The 14,953-nt window shown below is 58.1% G+C and carries 12 protein-coding genes and 1 pseudogene; 6 read left to right on the plus strand and 7 right to left on the minus strand.

Annotation, left to right across the window (positions count from 1 at the left end; translation table 11 throughout):
• Nucleotides 1–26: 26 nt before the first annotated feature.
• From ASG47_RS04320 to ASG47_RS04340, 5 genes are read right to left on the minus strand one after another with little or no spacing between them, the layout of a single operon-like run.
• Nucleotides 27–365, minus strand: a complete 339-nt coding sequence (locus ASG47_RS04320; RefSeq protein ID WP_061907526.1) for a slr1659 superfamily regulator — start codon at nt 363–365, stop codon at nt 27–29.
• Between the two features lie 27 nt (nt 366–392).
• Nucleotides 393–941 carry a slr1658 superfamily regulator gene (locus ASG47_RS04325; protein WP_061907527.1) on the minus strand — a complete coding sequence of 183 codons (549 nt, stop codon included), beginning with the start codon at nt 939–941 and terminating at the stop codon, nt 393–395.
• On the minus strand, nt 938–3,310 hold the full coding sequence (locus ASG47_RS04330) for a SpoIIE family protein phosphatase (protein WP_061907528.1): 2,373 nt from the start codon (nt 3,308–3,310) through the stop codon (nt 938–940). Before ASG47_RS04330 ends, ASG47_RS04325 begins: the two co-directional genes overlap by 4 nt.
• On the minus strand, nt 3,307–4,479 hold the full coding sequence (locus ASG47_RS04335) for a class I SAM-dependent methyltransferase (protein WP_061907529.1): 1,173 nt from the start codon (nt 4,477–4,479) through the stop codon (nt 3,307–3,309). Before ASG47_RS04335 ends, ASG47_RS04330 begins: the two co-directional genes overlap by 4 nt.
• On the minus strand, nt 4,479–4,997 hold the full coding sequence (locus ASG47_RS04340) for a ubiquinone biosynthesis methyltransferase UbiE (protein ID WP_156463986.1): 519 nt from the start codon (nt 4,995–4,997) through the stop codon (nt 4,479–4,481). The genes ASG47_RS04335 and ASG47_RS04340 overlap by 1 nt, the downstream gene beginning before the upstream one ends.
• A gap of 263 nt (nt 4,998–5,260) precedes the next feature.
• On the opposite strand from ASG47_RS04340, the gene ASG47_RS04345 reads away from it, so the two are divergent.
• From ASG47_RS04345 to ASG47_RS04355, 3 genes are read left to right on the plus strand one after another with little or no spacing between them, the layout of a single operon-like run.
• The gene (locus tag ASG47_RS04345; protein WP_061907531.1) at nt 5,261–6,145 is read left to right on the plus strand and encodes a PP2C family protein-serine/threonine phosphatase; all 885 of its coding nucleotides are present in this window, start codon (nt 5,261–5,263) and stop codon (nt 6,143–6,145) included.
• Nucleotides 6,146–6,162: 17 nt separating this feature from the next.
• Entirely contained in the window at nt 6,163–6,576 is a 414-nt protein-coding gene (locus ASG47_RS04350; protein ID WP_061907532.1) for an ATP-binding protein, read from the plus strand.
• Nucleotides 6,577–6,585: 9 nt separating this feature from the next.
• Complete coding sequence (locus ASG47_RS04355) at nt 6,586–6,921, plus strand: STAS domain-containing protein (RefSeq protein ID WP_061907533.1); 336 nt, start codon at nt 6,586–6,588, stop codon at nt 6,919–6,921.
• Between the two features lie 65 nt (nt 6,922–6,986).
• Here ASG47_RS04355 and ASG47_RS04360 read toward each other — a convergent pair whose 3' ends face one another.
• Both ASG47_RS04360 and dinB read right to left on the minus strand, forming a co-directional pair.
• Nucleotides 6,987–7,583, minus strand: a complete 597-nt coding sequence (locus tag ASG47_RS04360; RefSeq protein ID WP_156463987.1) for a hypothetical protein — start codon at nt 7,581–7,583, stop codon at nt 6,987–6,989.
• Between the two features lie 529 nt (nt 7,584–8,112).
• Nucleotides 8,113–9,246, minus strand: coding sequence for a DNA polymerase IV (dinB, locus tag ASG47_RS04365; protein ID WP_061907537.1), 1,134 nt, complete (start codon nt 9,244–9,246; stop codon nt 8,113–8,115).
• 148 nt (nt 9,247–9,394) lie between these two features.
• Here dinB and ASG47_RS20980 point away from each other — a divergent pair, with 148 nt between their 5' ends.
• The 3 genes and pseudogenes from ASG47_RS20980 (at nt 9,395) to ASG47_RS04380 (ending at nt 14,793) form a co-directional block, all read left to right on the plus strand.
• Nucleotides 9,395–10,156 carry an ImuA family protein gene (locus tag ASG47_RS20980; RefSeq protein WP_061907535.1) on the plus strand — a complete coding sequence of 254 codons (762 nt, stop codon included), beginning with the start codon at nt 9,395–9,397 and terminating at the stop codon, nt 10,154–10,156.
• Nucleotides 10,071–11,536 (plus strand): annotated as a pseudogene (locus ASG47_RS04375) (Y-family DNA polymerase). Before ASG47_RS20980 ends, ASG47_RS04375 begins: the two are co-directional and overlap by 86 nt.
• On the plus strand, nt 11,533–14,793 hold the full coding sequence (locus ASG47_RS04380) for an error-prone DNA polymerase (protein ID WP_061907536.1): 3,261 nt from the start codon (nt 11,533–11,535) through the stop codon (nt 14,791–14,793). The pseudogene ASG47_RS04375 and the gene ASG47_RS04380 overlap by 4 nt, the downstream one beginning before the upstream one ends.
• The last annotated feature ends 160 nt before the right edge of the window (nt 14,794–14,953 follow it).

Below are 14,953 nucleotides of genomic sequence, written 5' to 3' on the forward strand. Positions count from 1 at the left end.
TCCCCTACCCCCAAAAGAACCGCCGGTCAGCTGATGACGAGTTCGAGTGCGGGGTAGAGCTTTTTCAAGTTCGGCAGGGATTTGGACTGCCACGGAACGCGGGTCGCGCCCTTGACCGTCAAACCCACATCGGCCCGCTTGCGCACCTCGATGGTGAATTTGGCGAGAAGGTTGATGCCGGACGAATTGAGGAACTCGAGCTCGGTGAGGTCCAGAACAATGGCGTCCGGCTTGGAATTGAGCACTTGTTCCATCAGTTCCAGAATGGGTGCATAGGCCTCAACGCCCGAAAGGCGCATAGTGCCTTCGTAATGGATGATCGAGCCCTCGCTCCAGACTCGATAATCGTTGGTCTTAGTTTCCATGATAAGGTGCGTTCCGAAAAGAATGTGTCAGTAAAGATTGAGACTGGCATATGTCTCGAGGCGGACGGCGTCTGCGTTGGGGGTAAAGACCCAACCCAGTTCGGCGCCATAATCGTTCATCAGCGTCAGCAGACCCAATCCCGATCCCGAAGAGGACGAAGCCGCCGCATTTGCTTCGATCCGCTCTATCAGCAAGTCGCCGGGATCGCGAGATGTCAGCTCGCTGAGGAGCAACTGGAACCGCGTTGCGACATCCTCCGCCACCAGATTGGTCACTTTGATTTCAAAGCGTGCATCTTCGAGCGAGCATTCGACCTGGATATTGCCCGGCTGGCGGAACTTGATCGCATTTTCCAGCAATTCGTTAGCCAGGTAGCCGATGCCGTGGCGCGTCTCGTTGAATTGGGTGCTGTTGCCCCGCCGCTGCAGCGCAAAAAACTCGCCTAAAAAATCCGAGGTGGTGGTGCAATGGTGCCAACTGAGATCGAGCGGCCCATCGGCGAGCTGCACGCGGTTGGCTACGGCCTCGGGGCCATTGGAAAAGCCGATGGTGCCGAATTGGACGGGAGCGCTCATTTGTGCCTCATGACCACGAGGGTGATGTCGTCATGCACCTTCTGGGTGCCGATAAAACTCATCAGGTCGCCGATAATGCCGGCCTTAATCTGCTCAGCACTGCCCTGGCGGTGCCGCAGGGCGCTGTCGAGCATGCGGTCGAACCCAAAAAGGCTGCCATCGGGCCCCTCAGCTTCGGTGACGCCATCGGTGTGCAGCACGATAAAGTCGCCGGTGGTAAAGGCGATCTCGAGCGTGTCGATGAACGGCCCAATCTCGCTTTCAAGACCGACAGGGAAGCCGAGATCCATGGTTTCCACTCGCTCGCTCGTGCCGTCGGCGCGGATCACCAGCACTTCTTCGTGCTGCCCGGAGAGGGTCACACGGTTGTCGTCATAGTCGAGGAATGCCAGCGACAAGTGCTTGTCGGTGCGGGTGCGCTCGATATTCTTGTAGATGGCGCGGTTCAGCACTTCGAGGAATTCGCGGGGGTTCGAATTGCCGCTTTCCTGCAGACCGCGGGCGACCGATTGTACCATCAGCATCAGCACGCCGCTTTCAAGCCCGTGGCCGGTGACATCGCCGATGCCGACCTTGACGCGCGAACCGGCGTGCAGCACGTCGTAATAGTCCCCGCCCACCTCGTCGGCCGGCGACATATAGCCGGCGATCTCGAGCCGCTCGACGGTGCCGAGTTCGTCTTCCTTGGGCAGGACCATCATCTGTATCTTGCGGGCGATATCGAGTTCGGCGCCAAGGCGGAAATTCTCCGATTCCAGCCGCTGGTTGAGCTTCGAAATCGCCAGGTTTGCCTTCTCTAGATCGCGCGTGCGCTCGGCAACCAGGCCCTCGAGATTTTCCGTGTGGTAGCTGATCTCTTCGGCCATCTTGTTAAAGGCGACGCCCACGGCCGCTACTTCGTCGCGCCCCGGAATAGCGACGCGGACCGAATAATCTTTATCCTGCAGGCGACGTGCCGTCGTTGCCAGAGCACGAAGGCCGGCCGTGATACGGCCTGAAACGGCATAGATGGCTGCCAGAACGACAAGCAGGCTTAGGAGGGCGACGATGAGCTGGTAGTTGATGATCGAGCGCGTCGCTTCGGAAATATTGCCCTGGGCGGAAATCAGCGAGTGATAGATGTCGCGCTCAGAGACGACGAAGCCAAGCGTCATGGTTTCGGCCGCGATGTTCTGGCCATTCCAGAGATTAGTGGGCGCAAGCTGGCGCAGGACGACGAGGTAAGGGACTTCTTCGCCGTCTTCTTGGAGGAAGATGTGACGTAGAACGGTATTCTGGTCGCCTGGCAGTTCCAGCTCGGCAATCGAAGTTTGGGTGCTTTGGCGCAGCGAGCGATCAAGCCCCGTCACGCCCTGGCCTTCGCGATCGCTCGCAACAAGACCAAGCGTGCGCTCGCCAAGCTGATTGGTCGCCAGCACATTGCCATTGGAAGTGGCGAGAAAGCCAAAGCCGGTCTCGGCGATATTGACGCTTTCGACCAGCGTCACCAATTGGTCGAGCGTCAGGTCGACAGCGACCCCGCCCGAAACATCGGATCGATCCGGCGTGTAATTGGGGATAAAGTAGGAGACGACCATGCTGCCCGTCGTCGCGTCGCGATAGGGCACGGTGGTGACGATATCGCTCTCGGTCGGGCGCAGGGACGGATTGGCGATCCAGCTCTGCCAGCCTTCATAGATGCCGGGAAAGAAAAAGTCCCAAAAGCTAGGACCTTCGTTATGCCCAGGATAGATCTGGTCGAGCGTCGTTGCCTGATCCGAATAGGGGACGGAGCGGGTGATGGAGGCCGCCTTTGAGCCGATGTAGTACATCTGTAGCTTGGGCGAACCGGTCGCCATCAGCGAGGGACCCAAAAGGTCCATTATGACGCTTTTCTCGATCTCGTTTTCAGCAGCCGGCGTCGGCCTGCCCGCTTGATCGAGAAGATAGCCCCAGACGCTGACGGCGGTCGGTGCCGTGGGCGCATTTTGCGCCCAATCGGCTGCGGCATTGTAGATCAACTGGTCCGACAGCGTCGCGTCGCGGCGCAAGGATTCCCCGATGGCCGCGCTGGTCTGCGGATTATCGGTGAGATATTGGATAGTGCTGCTTAGGGTCTGGAGTTGCGCCTGGACGCCATCGAGCAACAGGTCGGCGCGTTGCGCAGTGGTTTCGATATAGGTGCGCAGATATTCTTCGTTGACGCTGGTCAGCCCCTCACCAACCTGGCTCGCCACGTCTTCGGACAGGCGCTGCACGTTAAAAATGGCGACGCCAGAGCTGAGCAGCAGGTTGAACAGCACTGCCGCGCCCGCCACGAGCACGAACTTCGCGCGAAAACTCGACAGCGAAAAGCCCCCGCTGCTGGCAGGCTGGTTGATAACGGTCATAGCGGCTTTTGTCCCGATGCAACCCAGATCGGCCAGCCGGCATAACCCTTGGGATGAAGCGCTGCAAAGATGTGGTCGTCAAAGCCTTGGCAAAAGCGTTTGATGAAGTCCGGATCGTCGCCACGCATGGTCGCCATCTTGCCGGCAAACAGGTTCTTCCAGGCTTCGATGATGTCGGCAAAGTCCTGCGGGTCGCCATCCATATTGGTGACCATGAAGGATTCCATCTTTACATCCTTGAACCCAGTGTCGAGCATCAAGCGGCGGCTCTTAGGGCCGATCTCGATATCGTGGTTGAAGTGCGCCACGATTTTGGCGACTTCGTTATAGGTCCACTGGATGCTTTCGCCGCGCGGCTCGCCCAGGCAATGGGAATTCTTTTCGTTGGTCACATAGACCCGGCCGCCCGGCTTGCAGATGCGGAAGAGCTCTTTCAAGATCAGTTCGGGCCGGTCGAAAATCTGCAGCGAATGGCGGCAGGTGACGAAGTCAAATTGGTCGTCCTCGAGCAGCATTTCCGAAGCGTCGCCATAGACATATTCGATGCCGTCGACGCCGAAGTCCTTGGCGACCTGGCGGGCATAATCAAGGCTTGGCTTGGCATGGTCGAGCGCGACGAGCCGACCGGGCTCGAACTCCTTTTGCAAGAGGACGGCAAAATCGCCAATGCCGCAGCAAATATCGGCGACCGCCATGTCCGGCTTGAGGCCGTGTCGAGCCAACATCGAGCGTTCGTGGCGCCAGGTGAGCTTGGTCTGGGTGCGCAGCAGCGAGATGATAGCATCGTCTTCGACGAAGGCCTGGCCGGGATAGAAATCGGCGTCATATTGCTCGACGATGATATTATCGTTGACCGCAGAGAGGGTGCCGAACTTGCGGGTGGACCAGCCGACAACGCTCGAGGTGATCACCGAAATCTTGAGCCCGGGCTTGTTCTCGCACGCGTCGATCAGGAGGTCGGCAAGAACGCGAAAGCCGATATTGTTGAGCCTGACGAGGCGTTTGACATTGAGATAGAGCGTGCCGCGGACAGTGCGCAGCGATTGCTCAAAGAGCGCGGTACAGCCGGCAAGCTCGGCGGCGCTTTCTGGGCGCATGGCGCCGATGATTGAGAATTCCTGGTTGTTCTCGTCAAAGACGACATCGAACGAAGTTTGCGGGGTGGCCATCAGATCTTCGCCTTGTCAAGGGCCAGATCGGCCGTGATGTGAAGCATGTCTGGGATCTCGAGATCGAGGCTGAAGCGGGCGTCATAGTCGACCGCCAATTCGAACAGCCCAATGCTGAGATCGAGCGGCCCTTCGGAAAAGAGCGATGCCCGATATTGCTCGGGCGCATCGCTTTGGGTCAGCCTTGCCAGGGCCGTATCGTAGAATGCCTTGACCTCGGCATCGGCCGGCAGGCTCAACCGCACGCGGTCTATCTCGCCGGAACGCGCCACCGAGCAGGTGAAGCGTCCTGAAGGGGAATGGGTCCGAAAAATTGTTTCGAGCAGTTCGTTGATCGCCGAGGAGAAAAGATTGGCGAACAGCAGCGAGTCGGTGCGGTTGTGGCTGATCATGCGCGCGACATAGGACGATAGCCTGTCGCAATAGGCCCAATTGCTTCCGAATACCCCTATGTCCATATCCACGGACAAAAGTGGCTGGAACGTGTTCAGCCCGGCTTGATCTGCCCCAGCGCGCATGGCGCAATCCCCCAACTTTGCGGCACCCCGGTTAGGGCTAAGCCCTAAGCCGCATTCCGGCCAGATAAACTGATTTCACGCCACGGTGTTAAGACTTTTTCCTTAACAGTCTTGCGCATTTTTGTTTGGCATCATGCTGTTCCCGCCAATTTTACGCCATTCGCCGCGTGTTTTTCTCCTTACGTATGATCGGGTTGTTTACCTCTATGGCTCAATTGGGCTGTAGATCTGTAACAGCTCGATAGGTCGGAAAGGCCGAGATCATGTCTGATAGGGCATCGGAAGCAGAAGAACTGTCCACCCAGCTTGCAAGCCTGCGAGCCGACTACGAGGATCTTAAGCTCCTTTACGACGCCATGATCGAGCATGGCGAAGCCGTGGAAGACCAACTCGCCGAAATCAATCTGGCGCTACAAAAGACACAGAAGCGCCTCGAGGCCGAGCTCGACGATGCGGCGCGCTATGTCATGTCGATCCTGCCCGAACCGCGGTCGACCATACCCTACGCCGATTGGCTGCTCGTGCCCTCGACCGAACTTGGCGGCGACAGTTTTGGCTATCACGACATCGACGAGGATCACCTCGCTATGTATCTGCTCGATGTGTGCGGGCATGGAGTGGGCGCAGCCCTGCTTTCGGTCACGGTCATCAATGTGCTGCGTGCCTCAGCCCTGCGCGGTGCCGAGTTCCGCGACCCTTCAAGTGTTCTCGAAGCGCTCAATGACGCATTCCCGATGGAAAAGCAGAACGATATGTTTTTCACCATCTGGTACGGCGTTTATCAGCGTTCCACCAGCACGCTGATCTTTGCAACGGGCGGTCATCCGCCTGCCATACACATCAAAGACGAGGGCAATGGCCCTCGGGCAGCTTTACTCTCAACGCCGGGCCGGCTCGCCATTGGTGCCCTCGAAGGCATGCAATATGCCGCGCGACAGGTTGCAATAGCGCCGGGGGACGTGTTGCTGCTCCTCAGCGACGGAACGTTTGAAATCGACGGGATCGGCAGCGACATGCTCAGCGTCGACCGACTGGCCGAATTTGCCCTAACCGACCATGAGCCTAAAGCCATCCATGCCTGGGTCCGCAGTTTTGGCGATGGCGGTCCCTTGCCCGATGACTTCTCTCTTCTTCGTCTCCGTTTCTAACAGCGCGCGGAATTGCCATGCTGATCGAATTGGCCGTGAAGATGAGCGAACTGGATCGCCTTGCCGAAGCGGTAGAGCGCTTTTGCGAAGATAATGACGTGCCGCCAAAGGCAGCGATGCAGCTTAATCTCGTGCTCGAGGAACTGTTCACCAATACCGTCTCCCACGGCTATCATGGGCGCGGTTACGATGGCCTGCCCATCCGCGTTGCGCTCAAGCGCGAAGGGAGCAGTGTTCTTGTCGATGTGTCGGATGGCGGATCCGCCTTCGATCCGCTCGGCGCCTCGGAGCCCGATCTCGAGCTCGACGTCGAGGATCGTCCGATCGGCGGCCTCGGTATACATTTTCTGCGTACCATGATGACCGACTTGCGCTATAGCCGCGAGGGCGAGCGCAACCGGCTTTCATTCAGCAAGGCTTTGGACAGCTAGGAGTTTTCCATGAACATCACCCAACATCAGGACGGCGCCGTGCTGCGCGTGGAAGTGTCCGGGCGGCTCGATAGCAACACCGCACAGACCCTCGATGACGCGCTGGCTGGAGACGGCGTGCGCAGTCATCCCGCCCTGCTGCTCGATCTTGCCGACGTGCAATATGTCAGCTCCGCCGGGCTGCGCGTGCTGCTCAAGGCGGCAAAGGCAGCCCGTGCCGGGAAGACCAAATTGGCCTTATCCGGGCTTACCCCGCAGGTCACCGAGGTCTTCGAGGTTAGCGGTTTCAGCTCGATCTTCGACATCCACGCAACCGCGCGCGACGCCGTCGCCGCACTACAGTAAGCGCTAGCGCCCCATCTCGAAAGGGACGGGGCGTCGCGCGTTAGCCGGTAGGGTTCGCGTCCTGATTAGCGCATATTGCCGATGATGCTGGCCCGTGCGTCCTGCATTTTCGCAAGGAAATTTGTCATGACGTCGAATGCTTCGTTGCGCTTGTTAGAAAGGCTCTGCAGGCGCAGCATGTCCATTTGCTGACTGTTGCTCATCGAATCGAGTTCGCGCTTTGCCTCAAGAATTGATGACTTCAGCTCGCCTAGCGAGACCATTCCGTCCTTGTTGGCATCTACCTTGAGGTCATTGTTGAGAGATTCGAGCACGGCGCCGACTGTCGTATCGCCGAGCTTTGTCGCCAGCGACACCTTCTGATCATCGCCCTTGCTCGGCTCGAACAGGCTATTGATCCTTTCAAGCGCAACTTTATCCGCGTTGAGCTCGCTGACTTCGGTGTTGCGCTCCTGCACGGATTTGATCTGCTCGGACAGTTGTGTATCGAGCAGTGCGGCGCGGTTGGACTGAACGGCCATCATCGCCGTTTCGAGGTCCATCGAGCCAATATCTATATTCCCGATCGCGCCGGTCCGATTGCTGGAGCCGACGGCAGCAACGCCGCCATTGACGTTGTCGAGATCGGCATCGCTAAGCGGAACAGGCGTGTCGTTTGACATAAAGACTCCATGGGATTTGGTGTTGGGCATGATCGTGCTGGCCAGACGTAGCGAGAGACCAGCTGGGCGATCGATGGCATTCTGTGCGCCTGCTCAAACTCGTTCCGGCTCGATACCGATCATCATGAACCCGAAGCTGGTCGATTGCCAATACACAAGCGTCAGGTAGTTACTCCATCATTGACTGGTCTGGAATTCATGAAGTGTCTGCTCGCTAGGGGGAGTACCAAAGTCTATGGTGAGCTTCCGCCTTCGAACAATATCATGAGACACCCCTGGCCTCTCGCCGGTGACCAAAAGCGCCATCGAAGCGATGATTACCTCAAGGTTTCAGAGGGCTTACCGTCCCATTTCGACCATCGGTCCAGCGGCACCTTTGGGCTATTCTCGAGCACGATCATAATGCAACGAGTTGCTGCCCTACCGCCCAAAGGAAGCCAACAATGTCCTTGAGATCGTCTCTGTTGGCAAAAAAGAAGATCCGCAGAACAGCCAGATCGACGCACGGGAAAACCAATTCTTCTGACTGTCATAGGGCGAGGGTTAGCTGTTCCATGTTACTCGCTCGGTCCGGCGGTTCAAATCCAGAAATTGAGATGCCGAGCAACCGTATCCCTTTCGAGGTTGGGAACACTGGCGCCAATAATGCGTGTGCAGTGCGCTCCACGATTTCCCGGGTGCCCAGTGGCACTTGCTCGGTTCGGCTGCGGGTAATGATCTCGAAATCGGCGAACTTCACCTTCAGAGTGAGAGTTCGGCCATACAGGGCCTTCTGCTCTGCGTGTCGCCAGACTTTATCGATGATCGGCGAGAGTTTTTCTAAAGCCGCCGCGAGATCATGGACGTCATCGAAGAAGGTGTTCTCGCCACCCACACTCTTCCGAACGCGATCCGGCTTGACCCGGCGATAGTCGATGCCGCGCGCAATCCAGTAATAATACTCTCCACTTGATCGGAAATGCCGCTGCAGGAACTCGAGGCTTTGGGCTTCAAGATCCGCTCCGGTTTCGATTCCAAGCGCTTTCATTTTTGAGGCCGTCGCCGGTCCGACGCCGTGGAATTTGGCGACCGGCAAGGTTCGCACGAAGCCTTGCCCTTTGGCGGGTGGAATAACGAATTGGCCATTGGGTTTTTTGTGTCCCGAGGCCATCTTCGCCAAGAACTTGTTGTAGGAAATGCCGGCCGAGGCCGTCAGACCTGTGACTGCGAAGATCTTGGCCCGGATCTCTTCGGCGATCGCGCTGGCGATGGTCATGCCTTTCAAATTTTCCGTCACATCGAGATAGGCTTCATCGAGCGAAAGCGGCTCGATGAGTGGCGTGTACTCGGCAAAGATCTCATGAATCTGCGCCGAAACCGATTTGTAGACGTCGAAACGCGGCTTTACGAAAATCAGCTCAGGGCATTTCCGTGCTGCAGTCACCGACGGCATAGCCGATCGAACACCGAAAACCCTGGCCTCATAACTGGCGGCAGCGACGACACCACGCTGGCGCGCACCACCAACTGCCACAGGCTTGCCTCTCAGACTCGGATCATCCCGCTGTTCGACCGATGCGAAAAAGGCATCCATGTCGACATGGACGATTTTACGAATGCGCTCACTGTCCAGCGGGTTTTCCCCAAGCCGCTCCGAGCCGCAAGCCCCTGAATTCTCTGACATGATCATCCACCAAGAGTGCAACGCAGGGCGTTCAAACCTACAGTCAGGCAAACTGCATTGACTCCAACCCGAGTCTGATAGAACAAAGAGGGAACATATTCCTTGTCCGCACGCTTGAAAAGGCGGGCGGAGAAATACGAACTGAAAAATGAACCAGGCCATCGACACTGCGATGATCGCCGAGCTTCGCGAGAAGATCGGACGTCTTGAAGGTAGGCCTGCCTCGCAACGTGTGGTCCTTCCTTTCGGGGTCGATGTCATTGATCGGCACTTGCCGGGTGGTGGGTTGTCCTTGGGAGCCCTGCATGAAGTCGCAGGCGGCGGGAATGGTGCAATCGATGGTGCAGCGGCGGCCCTTTTTGCAGCAGGCATCGTCGCGCGAACCAAAGGCAAGGTTCTCTGGTGCGTCACGCGACAGGACCTCTTCGCGCCAGCGATTGCTCAGGTCGGGTTGAGCGCCAACCGGGTCATCTATGTCGAGGCTGGTGACGAGCAATCGGTCCTCGAAGCTTTCGAAGAGGGGATGCGGTACGGCGGGCTCGGTGGGATAGTCGCAGAGGTCGCGAAGCTCACAATGACCGCATCGCGCAGGCTTCAGCTGGCAGCGGAAACTTCTGGTGCCATTGGGATCGCGATCAGGCGTTGGCGACGTCAAACGGAGGCATCTGATTTCGGGCAGCCAACAGCGGCAGTGACCCGATGGCGCGTCAGCACACTGCCATCGCGTCCATTGCCGGTGCCGGGTGTGGGGAGAGCACGCTGGCAGGTTGAACTCATCAGGTGCCGCGGTGCTGAAGCGGCAGATTTCGAAGTTGAGGCTTGTGATGGCAAGGGTCGTCTCTCTCTATTTTCCGACCTTCCCAACCGACCGGTTTCGACGCGTTCGGGGAAGCGCAGCGCCGCCGGCTGAAGAGCCCGTGGTGCTCGTGACGCGTCGCGGCAGCCGTCGCGAAGCAAGGCGCAAGCGATGATAAAGTCATTGCATGTTGCCGAGCTCGACGCGGCTGGCGACACGGAGGCGATCGAGCGCCTGGCACTTTGGGCGTTGCAGCGCTTTTCGCCTCTTGCTGCAGCAGATCATCCAGATGGCATTATCATGGATATTGCAGGCGCCGATCATCTCCATGGCGGCGAGGAAATGGTGCTCGAGAAAATCCTGTCGCAGTGCAAAGCGGCGGAGCTTCTGGGTAAGGCAGCCTTGGCAGACACCTGGGGACAAGCGCACGCTTTGACGCGTTACCATAAGCACCCAGCAGTTCTGGTTGAACCCGGGCAGGGCGCTTCGGTCATTCAGGACCTGCCATTGCCTGCCTTGCGATTGCCGGAGGCAACGGTGGCCGCCCTAAGAGGGCTTGGCTTTGAAACCATCAAAGATCTTACAGCGGCACCGCGAGCCACCCTGACGCTTCGGTTTGGCCCGGAAATCGGCCGGCGTCTTGATCAGGCCATGGGGTTAGTCGGTGAACCAATTGAGCCGGTGGAGCTGCCTGAACTCATTGAGGTCGTGCGACCTTTCGGCGAGCCGATTGGCGCTGCGGGCACCATCGCAAAGTATATCGGCCAGTTGGGCGAGCGTCTGGTTGGCGCTCTCGAACTGAAGGGACTTGGAGCGAAGCGTGTCGATCTCCTGGCACATCGCGTGGACAACACCACGGTGACGGTCCGGGTCGGCACCGCCTTGCCGATCAGGGACACCAAGCGGCTGACCCGGCTTCTTACGGACAAGATCGAAAAAATCGATCCCGGCTTTGGCATTGAGCAATTGCGGCTGCGCGCCATTCAGGCAGAGCCACTCGATCCAACTCAGATGCTCAATTCGCTCGTCGACGGTGACGATCAGGATGTTTCTGCCCTGATCGACCTTTTGACCAATAGGATGGGGCAGGGTGCACTTTATCGCTTTGCGCCTGTCGCCAGTGACATTCCTGAGCGGTCCTTCCAAAAGGTCGCCCCGCTTTCGCATGAGGCGGTCAGCGATTGGCCGAGCAAATGGCCTCGACCGACAAGGCTCCTTCCCCATCCTGAGCCGATCGACACCATGGCATTGCTGCCCGATCACCCGCCGGTCTGGTTCACCTGGCGCGGCATTCGACGCCGGATCAAAGCCGCGGATGGCCCCGAGCGCATTTTTGGCGAGTGGTGGAAAACCGATTCCGAGATTGCCGCAGTGCGCGACTATTTTCGCGTCGAGGATGAGGCCGGTGAACGGTTCTGGATTTATCGGGCCGGCGACGGCGAAGATCCTGAGACCGGCAGCCACAAATGGTATCTCCATGGCGTCTTCGGATGAGATACGCCGAGCTTCAGGTCACGAGCCATTTCAGCTTTCTGAGGGGAGCTAGCTCCGCCGAAGAGCTGTTCGCGACCGCCGCGATCCTTGGCATCGAAGCTTTGGCTGTTGTCGATCGCAACAGTCTTGCCGGCATCGTCAGAGCTCATGTGGCTGCCAAGACCACTGGCGTCAGGCTGATCGTTGGCTGCCGACTCGATCTCGTCGATGGGACATCAGTTCTCGTGTATCCGAGAGATCGCTTAGCCTATGGCCGGCTATGCCGACTTCTCTCGTTGGGTAAGGCCCGCGGCGGGAAGGGCAAATGCGATCTGCACTGGTCGGATGTCGCTACGTACAAAGAGGGATTGGTCGCGATCCTTGTCCCCGACGAGGCAGATGAGGCGTCGGCAATGCAGCTCCGGCGCCTCAAAGAAACATTTGGGGATGAAGGCTATCTCGCACTGACCTTGAGGCGAAGGCCCAACGACCAGCTCAGGCTCTATGAGCTCCAGACCATGGCAGACGCCTTGGGTGTTTTCACCATCGTGACGAACGACGTTCTGTTCCATGAACCGTCCCGCCGGATTCTGCAGGATGTTGTCACCTGCATTCGTACTGGCGCGACCATCGACGATGTCGGTTTTGATCGAGAACGCCATGCCGACCGCTATCTGAAACCGCCCGCCGAGATGGTTCGTCTGTTTCCGCGGAACCGGGATGCGGTCGAGCGGACCATCGCGGTGATGAACAAATGTCGCTTTAGTCTCGAAGAACTCGCCTATCAATATCCAGAGGAAGCCGCGATCCCGGGATTTACGCCACAGCAGGCGTTGGAAAAACTGACCTGGGAAGGCGCCGAGAAGCGATATCCAGAAGGTGTTCCGGAACGTGTCGTCGGCATCATCAAGCATGAGCTCGATCTGATCGAAAAGCTCAACTACGCGCCATATTTCCTCACCGTAAATTCGATCGTCGCCTTCGCTCGCAGCCGGGACATTCTCTGCCAGGGTAGGGGATCTGCCGCGAATTCCGCAGTATGCTTCGTGCTGGGGATCACCAGCATCGATCCTGACCGCAATGATCTACTGTTCGAGCGCTTCGTCTCCATGGAGCGCCGCGAACCGCCAGATATCGACGTCGACTTCGAGCACGAGCGGCGGGAGATCGTGATGCAGTGGGTATACGAAACCTATGGGCGCGACCACGCGGCGCTCACGTCAACGGTGATCCGCTATCGGTCAAAAGGTGCTCTTCGTGACGTCGGCAAAGCATTGGGGTTACCCGAGGATATGATCAAGCTCTTGTCGAGCCAGGTCTGGGGCTGGTCGAAAGACGGCGTCAGCCAGAAGCAGGCCGAAGAGCTGAACTTCAACCTAAGCGATCGCCGCCTCGTTCTCGCGCTCGAGCTGGCCAAGCAACTCATGGGCGCACCACGGCACCTAAGCCAACACCCTGGCGGGTTCGTCCTGACCAATGATCGGCTCGACGAACTTGTGCCGATTGAACCGGCACGAATGATCAATCGCCAGGTGATCGAATGGGACAAGGACGATATCGATGCCCTGAAATTCATGAAAGTCGACATCCTTGCCCTCGGGATGATGACCTGCATGAAGCGGAGCTTTGATCTCCTCGCCGAGCACAAGGGCATTGATCTCGATATGGCGACGATCCCGCCTGAGGATCCCAAGACCTATGCCATGATCCGCAAGGCGGACACTTTGGGTGTCTTCCAGATCGAGAGCCGGGCGCAGATGTCGATGCTGCCACGGATCAAGCCACGGACATTTTATGACCTCGTGATCGAAGTTGCCATTGTTCGTCCCGGGCCAATCCAGGGCGATATGGTCCATCCCTATCTTCGACGCCGCGAAGGGAATGAAGAGATCGTCTATCCAAAGCCAGAGCTTGAGAAGGTACTCGGCAAAACGCTCGGTGTGCCTTTGTTTCAAGAGCAAGCGATGCGGGTTGCAATCGAATGCGCGGGGTTCACGCCGGGTGAAGCCGATCAGCTCCGGCGTGCCATGGCGACGTTCAAGTTCACCGGTGGCGTCTCGCATTTCAGGGACAAACTGGTCGGCGGCATGGTCGCGAACGGATACGATCAGGACTATGCCGAACGCACCTTCAAACAGCTCGAGGGCTTTGGCTCATACGGGTTTCCTGAGAGCCATGCGGCGAGCTTTGCATTGATCGCCTACGCGTCCTCCTGGATGAAATGCCACCATCCGGAGATCTTCTGCGCTGCGCTGCTCAATAGCCAACCGATGGGTTTCTATGCCCCGGCCCAGATCGTCCGAGATGCGATCGAGCATGGCGTCGAAGTCAGACCGATCTGCGTGAACGCCTCTCGGTGGGACTGCACGCTGGAGGAGCTGGGCGATGACCGTTTTGCGGTCCGCCTGGGTTTTCGGATGATCAAGGGGTTGCCGAATGCGGATGCGGCCGCCCTTATCGGGGCACGTCCCAATCGAGGATATCAATCCATCGACGAACTTTGGCACCGGGCCGGGGTGTCAGCACGCACCTTGGTGCTTTTGGCGAAGGCCGACGCCTTTAATCCCTCCATGGCTGTGACACGTCGACAGGCACTCTGGAGCATTCGAGCGCTCCGCGATGAGCCGCTGCCATTGTTTGCTGCAGCAGCCGATGCCGAAAAGCGGTTTATCACCGAATTGTCCGAGCCAGAGTTCACGGTCAAACCCATGACGTCTGGGGGTGAGGTGGTTCAGGACTATTCGAGCGTCAGCCTCAGCCTTCGATCACACCCCGTGGCGTTCTTGCGTAATGAGCTCGCAAGCCGACGCATTCTTTCCTGCGCCGAGGCAATGGCGACACCGAACAACCATTGGATTTCAACGGCAGGGCTGGTGCTGGTTAGGCAAATGCCCGGCAGCGCTAAAGGGGTTATGTTCATTACCATCGAAGACGAGACAGGCACCGCCAATCTCATCGTTTGGCCTAAGGTTTTCGAACAGCACCGCCGGATCGTGCTCGGCGCATCGATGATGTCCATTTATGGCAAGCTGCAAAGAGAAGGAGAGGTGGTCCATCTCATTGCGAGGTCCATGACAGACATGACCGCTGAACTTGCAACCGTCGGTGGCAGGGATGGGCAGTTTTCCGTTCGACCCGTTCGCGGCGATGAATTCGCTCATGGCGGGTCATCCGGCGACTCCAGGACAAGAGAACGGGACGGGTTCCGTCAGCGCGATATCTTTGTGCCGGATCTGCACATCGACACGTTGAAGGTCAAAGGCCGAAATTTTCATTGACCGGCACAAGTGGCTAAGCCTCCTTGATTTGCGGGAATGGCCACCCTGTCCTCACTCATCACCATTCTCATAAAGGGGCAGCAGCTCATCCTCGAAAAGGCCACCGATCGCTTCGAACGGTTCGCCTGCCACTTGAAAGTCGCCCAGCTTAAGGTTTGGA

It is taken from the genome of Devosia sp. Leaf420 (genome assembly GCF_001425445.1).
Classification (GTDB): Bacteria; Pseudomonadota; Alphaproteobacteria; order Rhizobiales; family Devosiaceae; genus Devosia.

What these genes read in the sequence shown, in the direction of transcription:
- ASG47_RS04320 (WP_061907526.1), bottom strand. Translation starts at nt 365, where the DNA reads ATGGAAACTAAGACCAACGATTATCGAGTCTGGAGCGAGGGCTCGATC.
- ASG47_RS04325 (WP_061907527.1), bottom strand. Translation starts at nt 941, where the DNA reads ATGAGCGCTCCCGTCCAATTCGGCACCATCGGCTTTTCCAATGGCCCC.
- ASG47_RS04330 (WP_061907528.1), bottom strand. Translation starts at nt 3,310, where the DNA reads ATGACCGTTATCAACCAGCCTGCCAGCAGCGGGGGCTTTTCGCTGTCG.
- ASG47_RS04335 (WP_061907529.1), bottom strand. Translation starts at nt 4,479, where the DNA reads ATGGCCACCCCGCAAACTTCGTTCGATGTCGTCTTTGACGAGAACAAC.
- ASG47_RS04340 (WP_156463986.1), bottom strand. Translation starts at nt 4,997, where the DNA reads ATGCGCGCTGGGGCAGATCAAGCCGGGCTGAACACGTTCCAGCCACTT.
- ASG47_RS04345 (WP_061907531.1), top strand. Translation starts at nt 5,261, where the DNA reads ATGTCTGATAGGGCATCGGAAGCAGAAGAACTGTCCACCCAGCTTGCA.
- ASG47_RS04350 (WP_061907532.1), top strand. Translation starts at nt 6,163, where the DNA reads ATGCTGATCGAATTGGCCGTGAAGATGAGCGAACTGGATCGCCTTGCC.
- ASG47_RS04355 (WP_061907533.1), top strand. Translation starts at nt 6,586, where the DNA reads ATGAACATCACCCAACATCAGGACGGCGCCGTGCTGCGCGTGGAAGTG.
- ASG47_RS04360 (WP_156463987.1), bottom strand. Translation starts at nt 7,583, where the DNA reads ATGTCAAACGACACGCCTGTTCCGCTTAGCGATGCCGATCTCGACAAC.
- dinB (WP_061907537.1), bottom strand. Translation starts at nt 9,246, where the DNA reads ATGTCAGAGAATTCAGGGGCTTGCGGCTCGGAGCGGCTTGGGGAAAAC.
- ASG47_RS20980 (WP_061907535.1), top strand. Translation starts at nt 9,395, where the DNA reads ATGAACCAGGCCATCGACACTGCGATGATCGCCGAGCTTCGCGAGAAG.
- ASG47_RS04380 (WP_061907536.1), top strand. Translation starts at nt 11,533, where the DNA reads ATGAGATACGCCGAGCTTCAGGTCACGAGCCATTTCAGCTTTCTGAGG.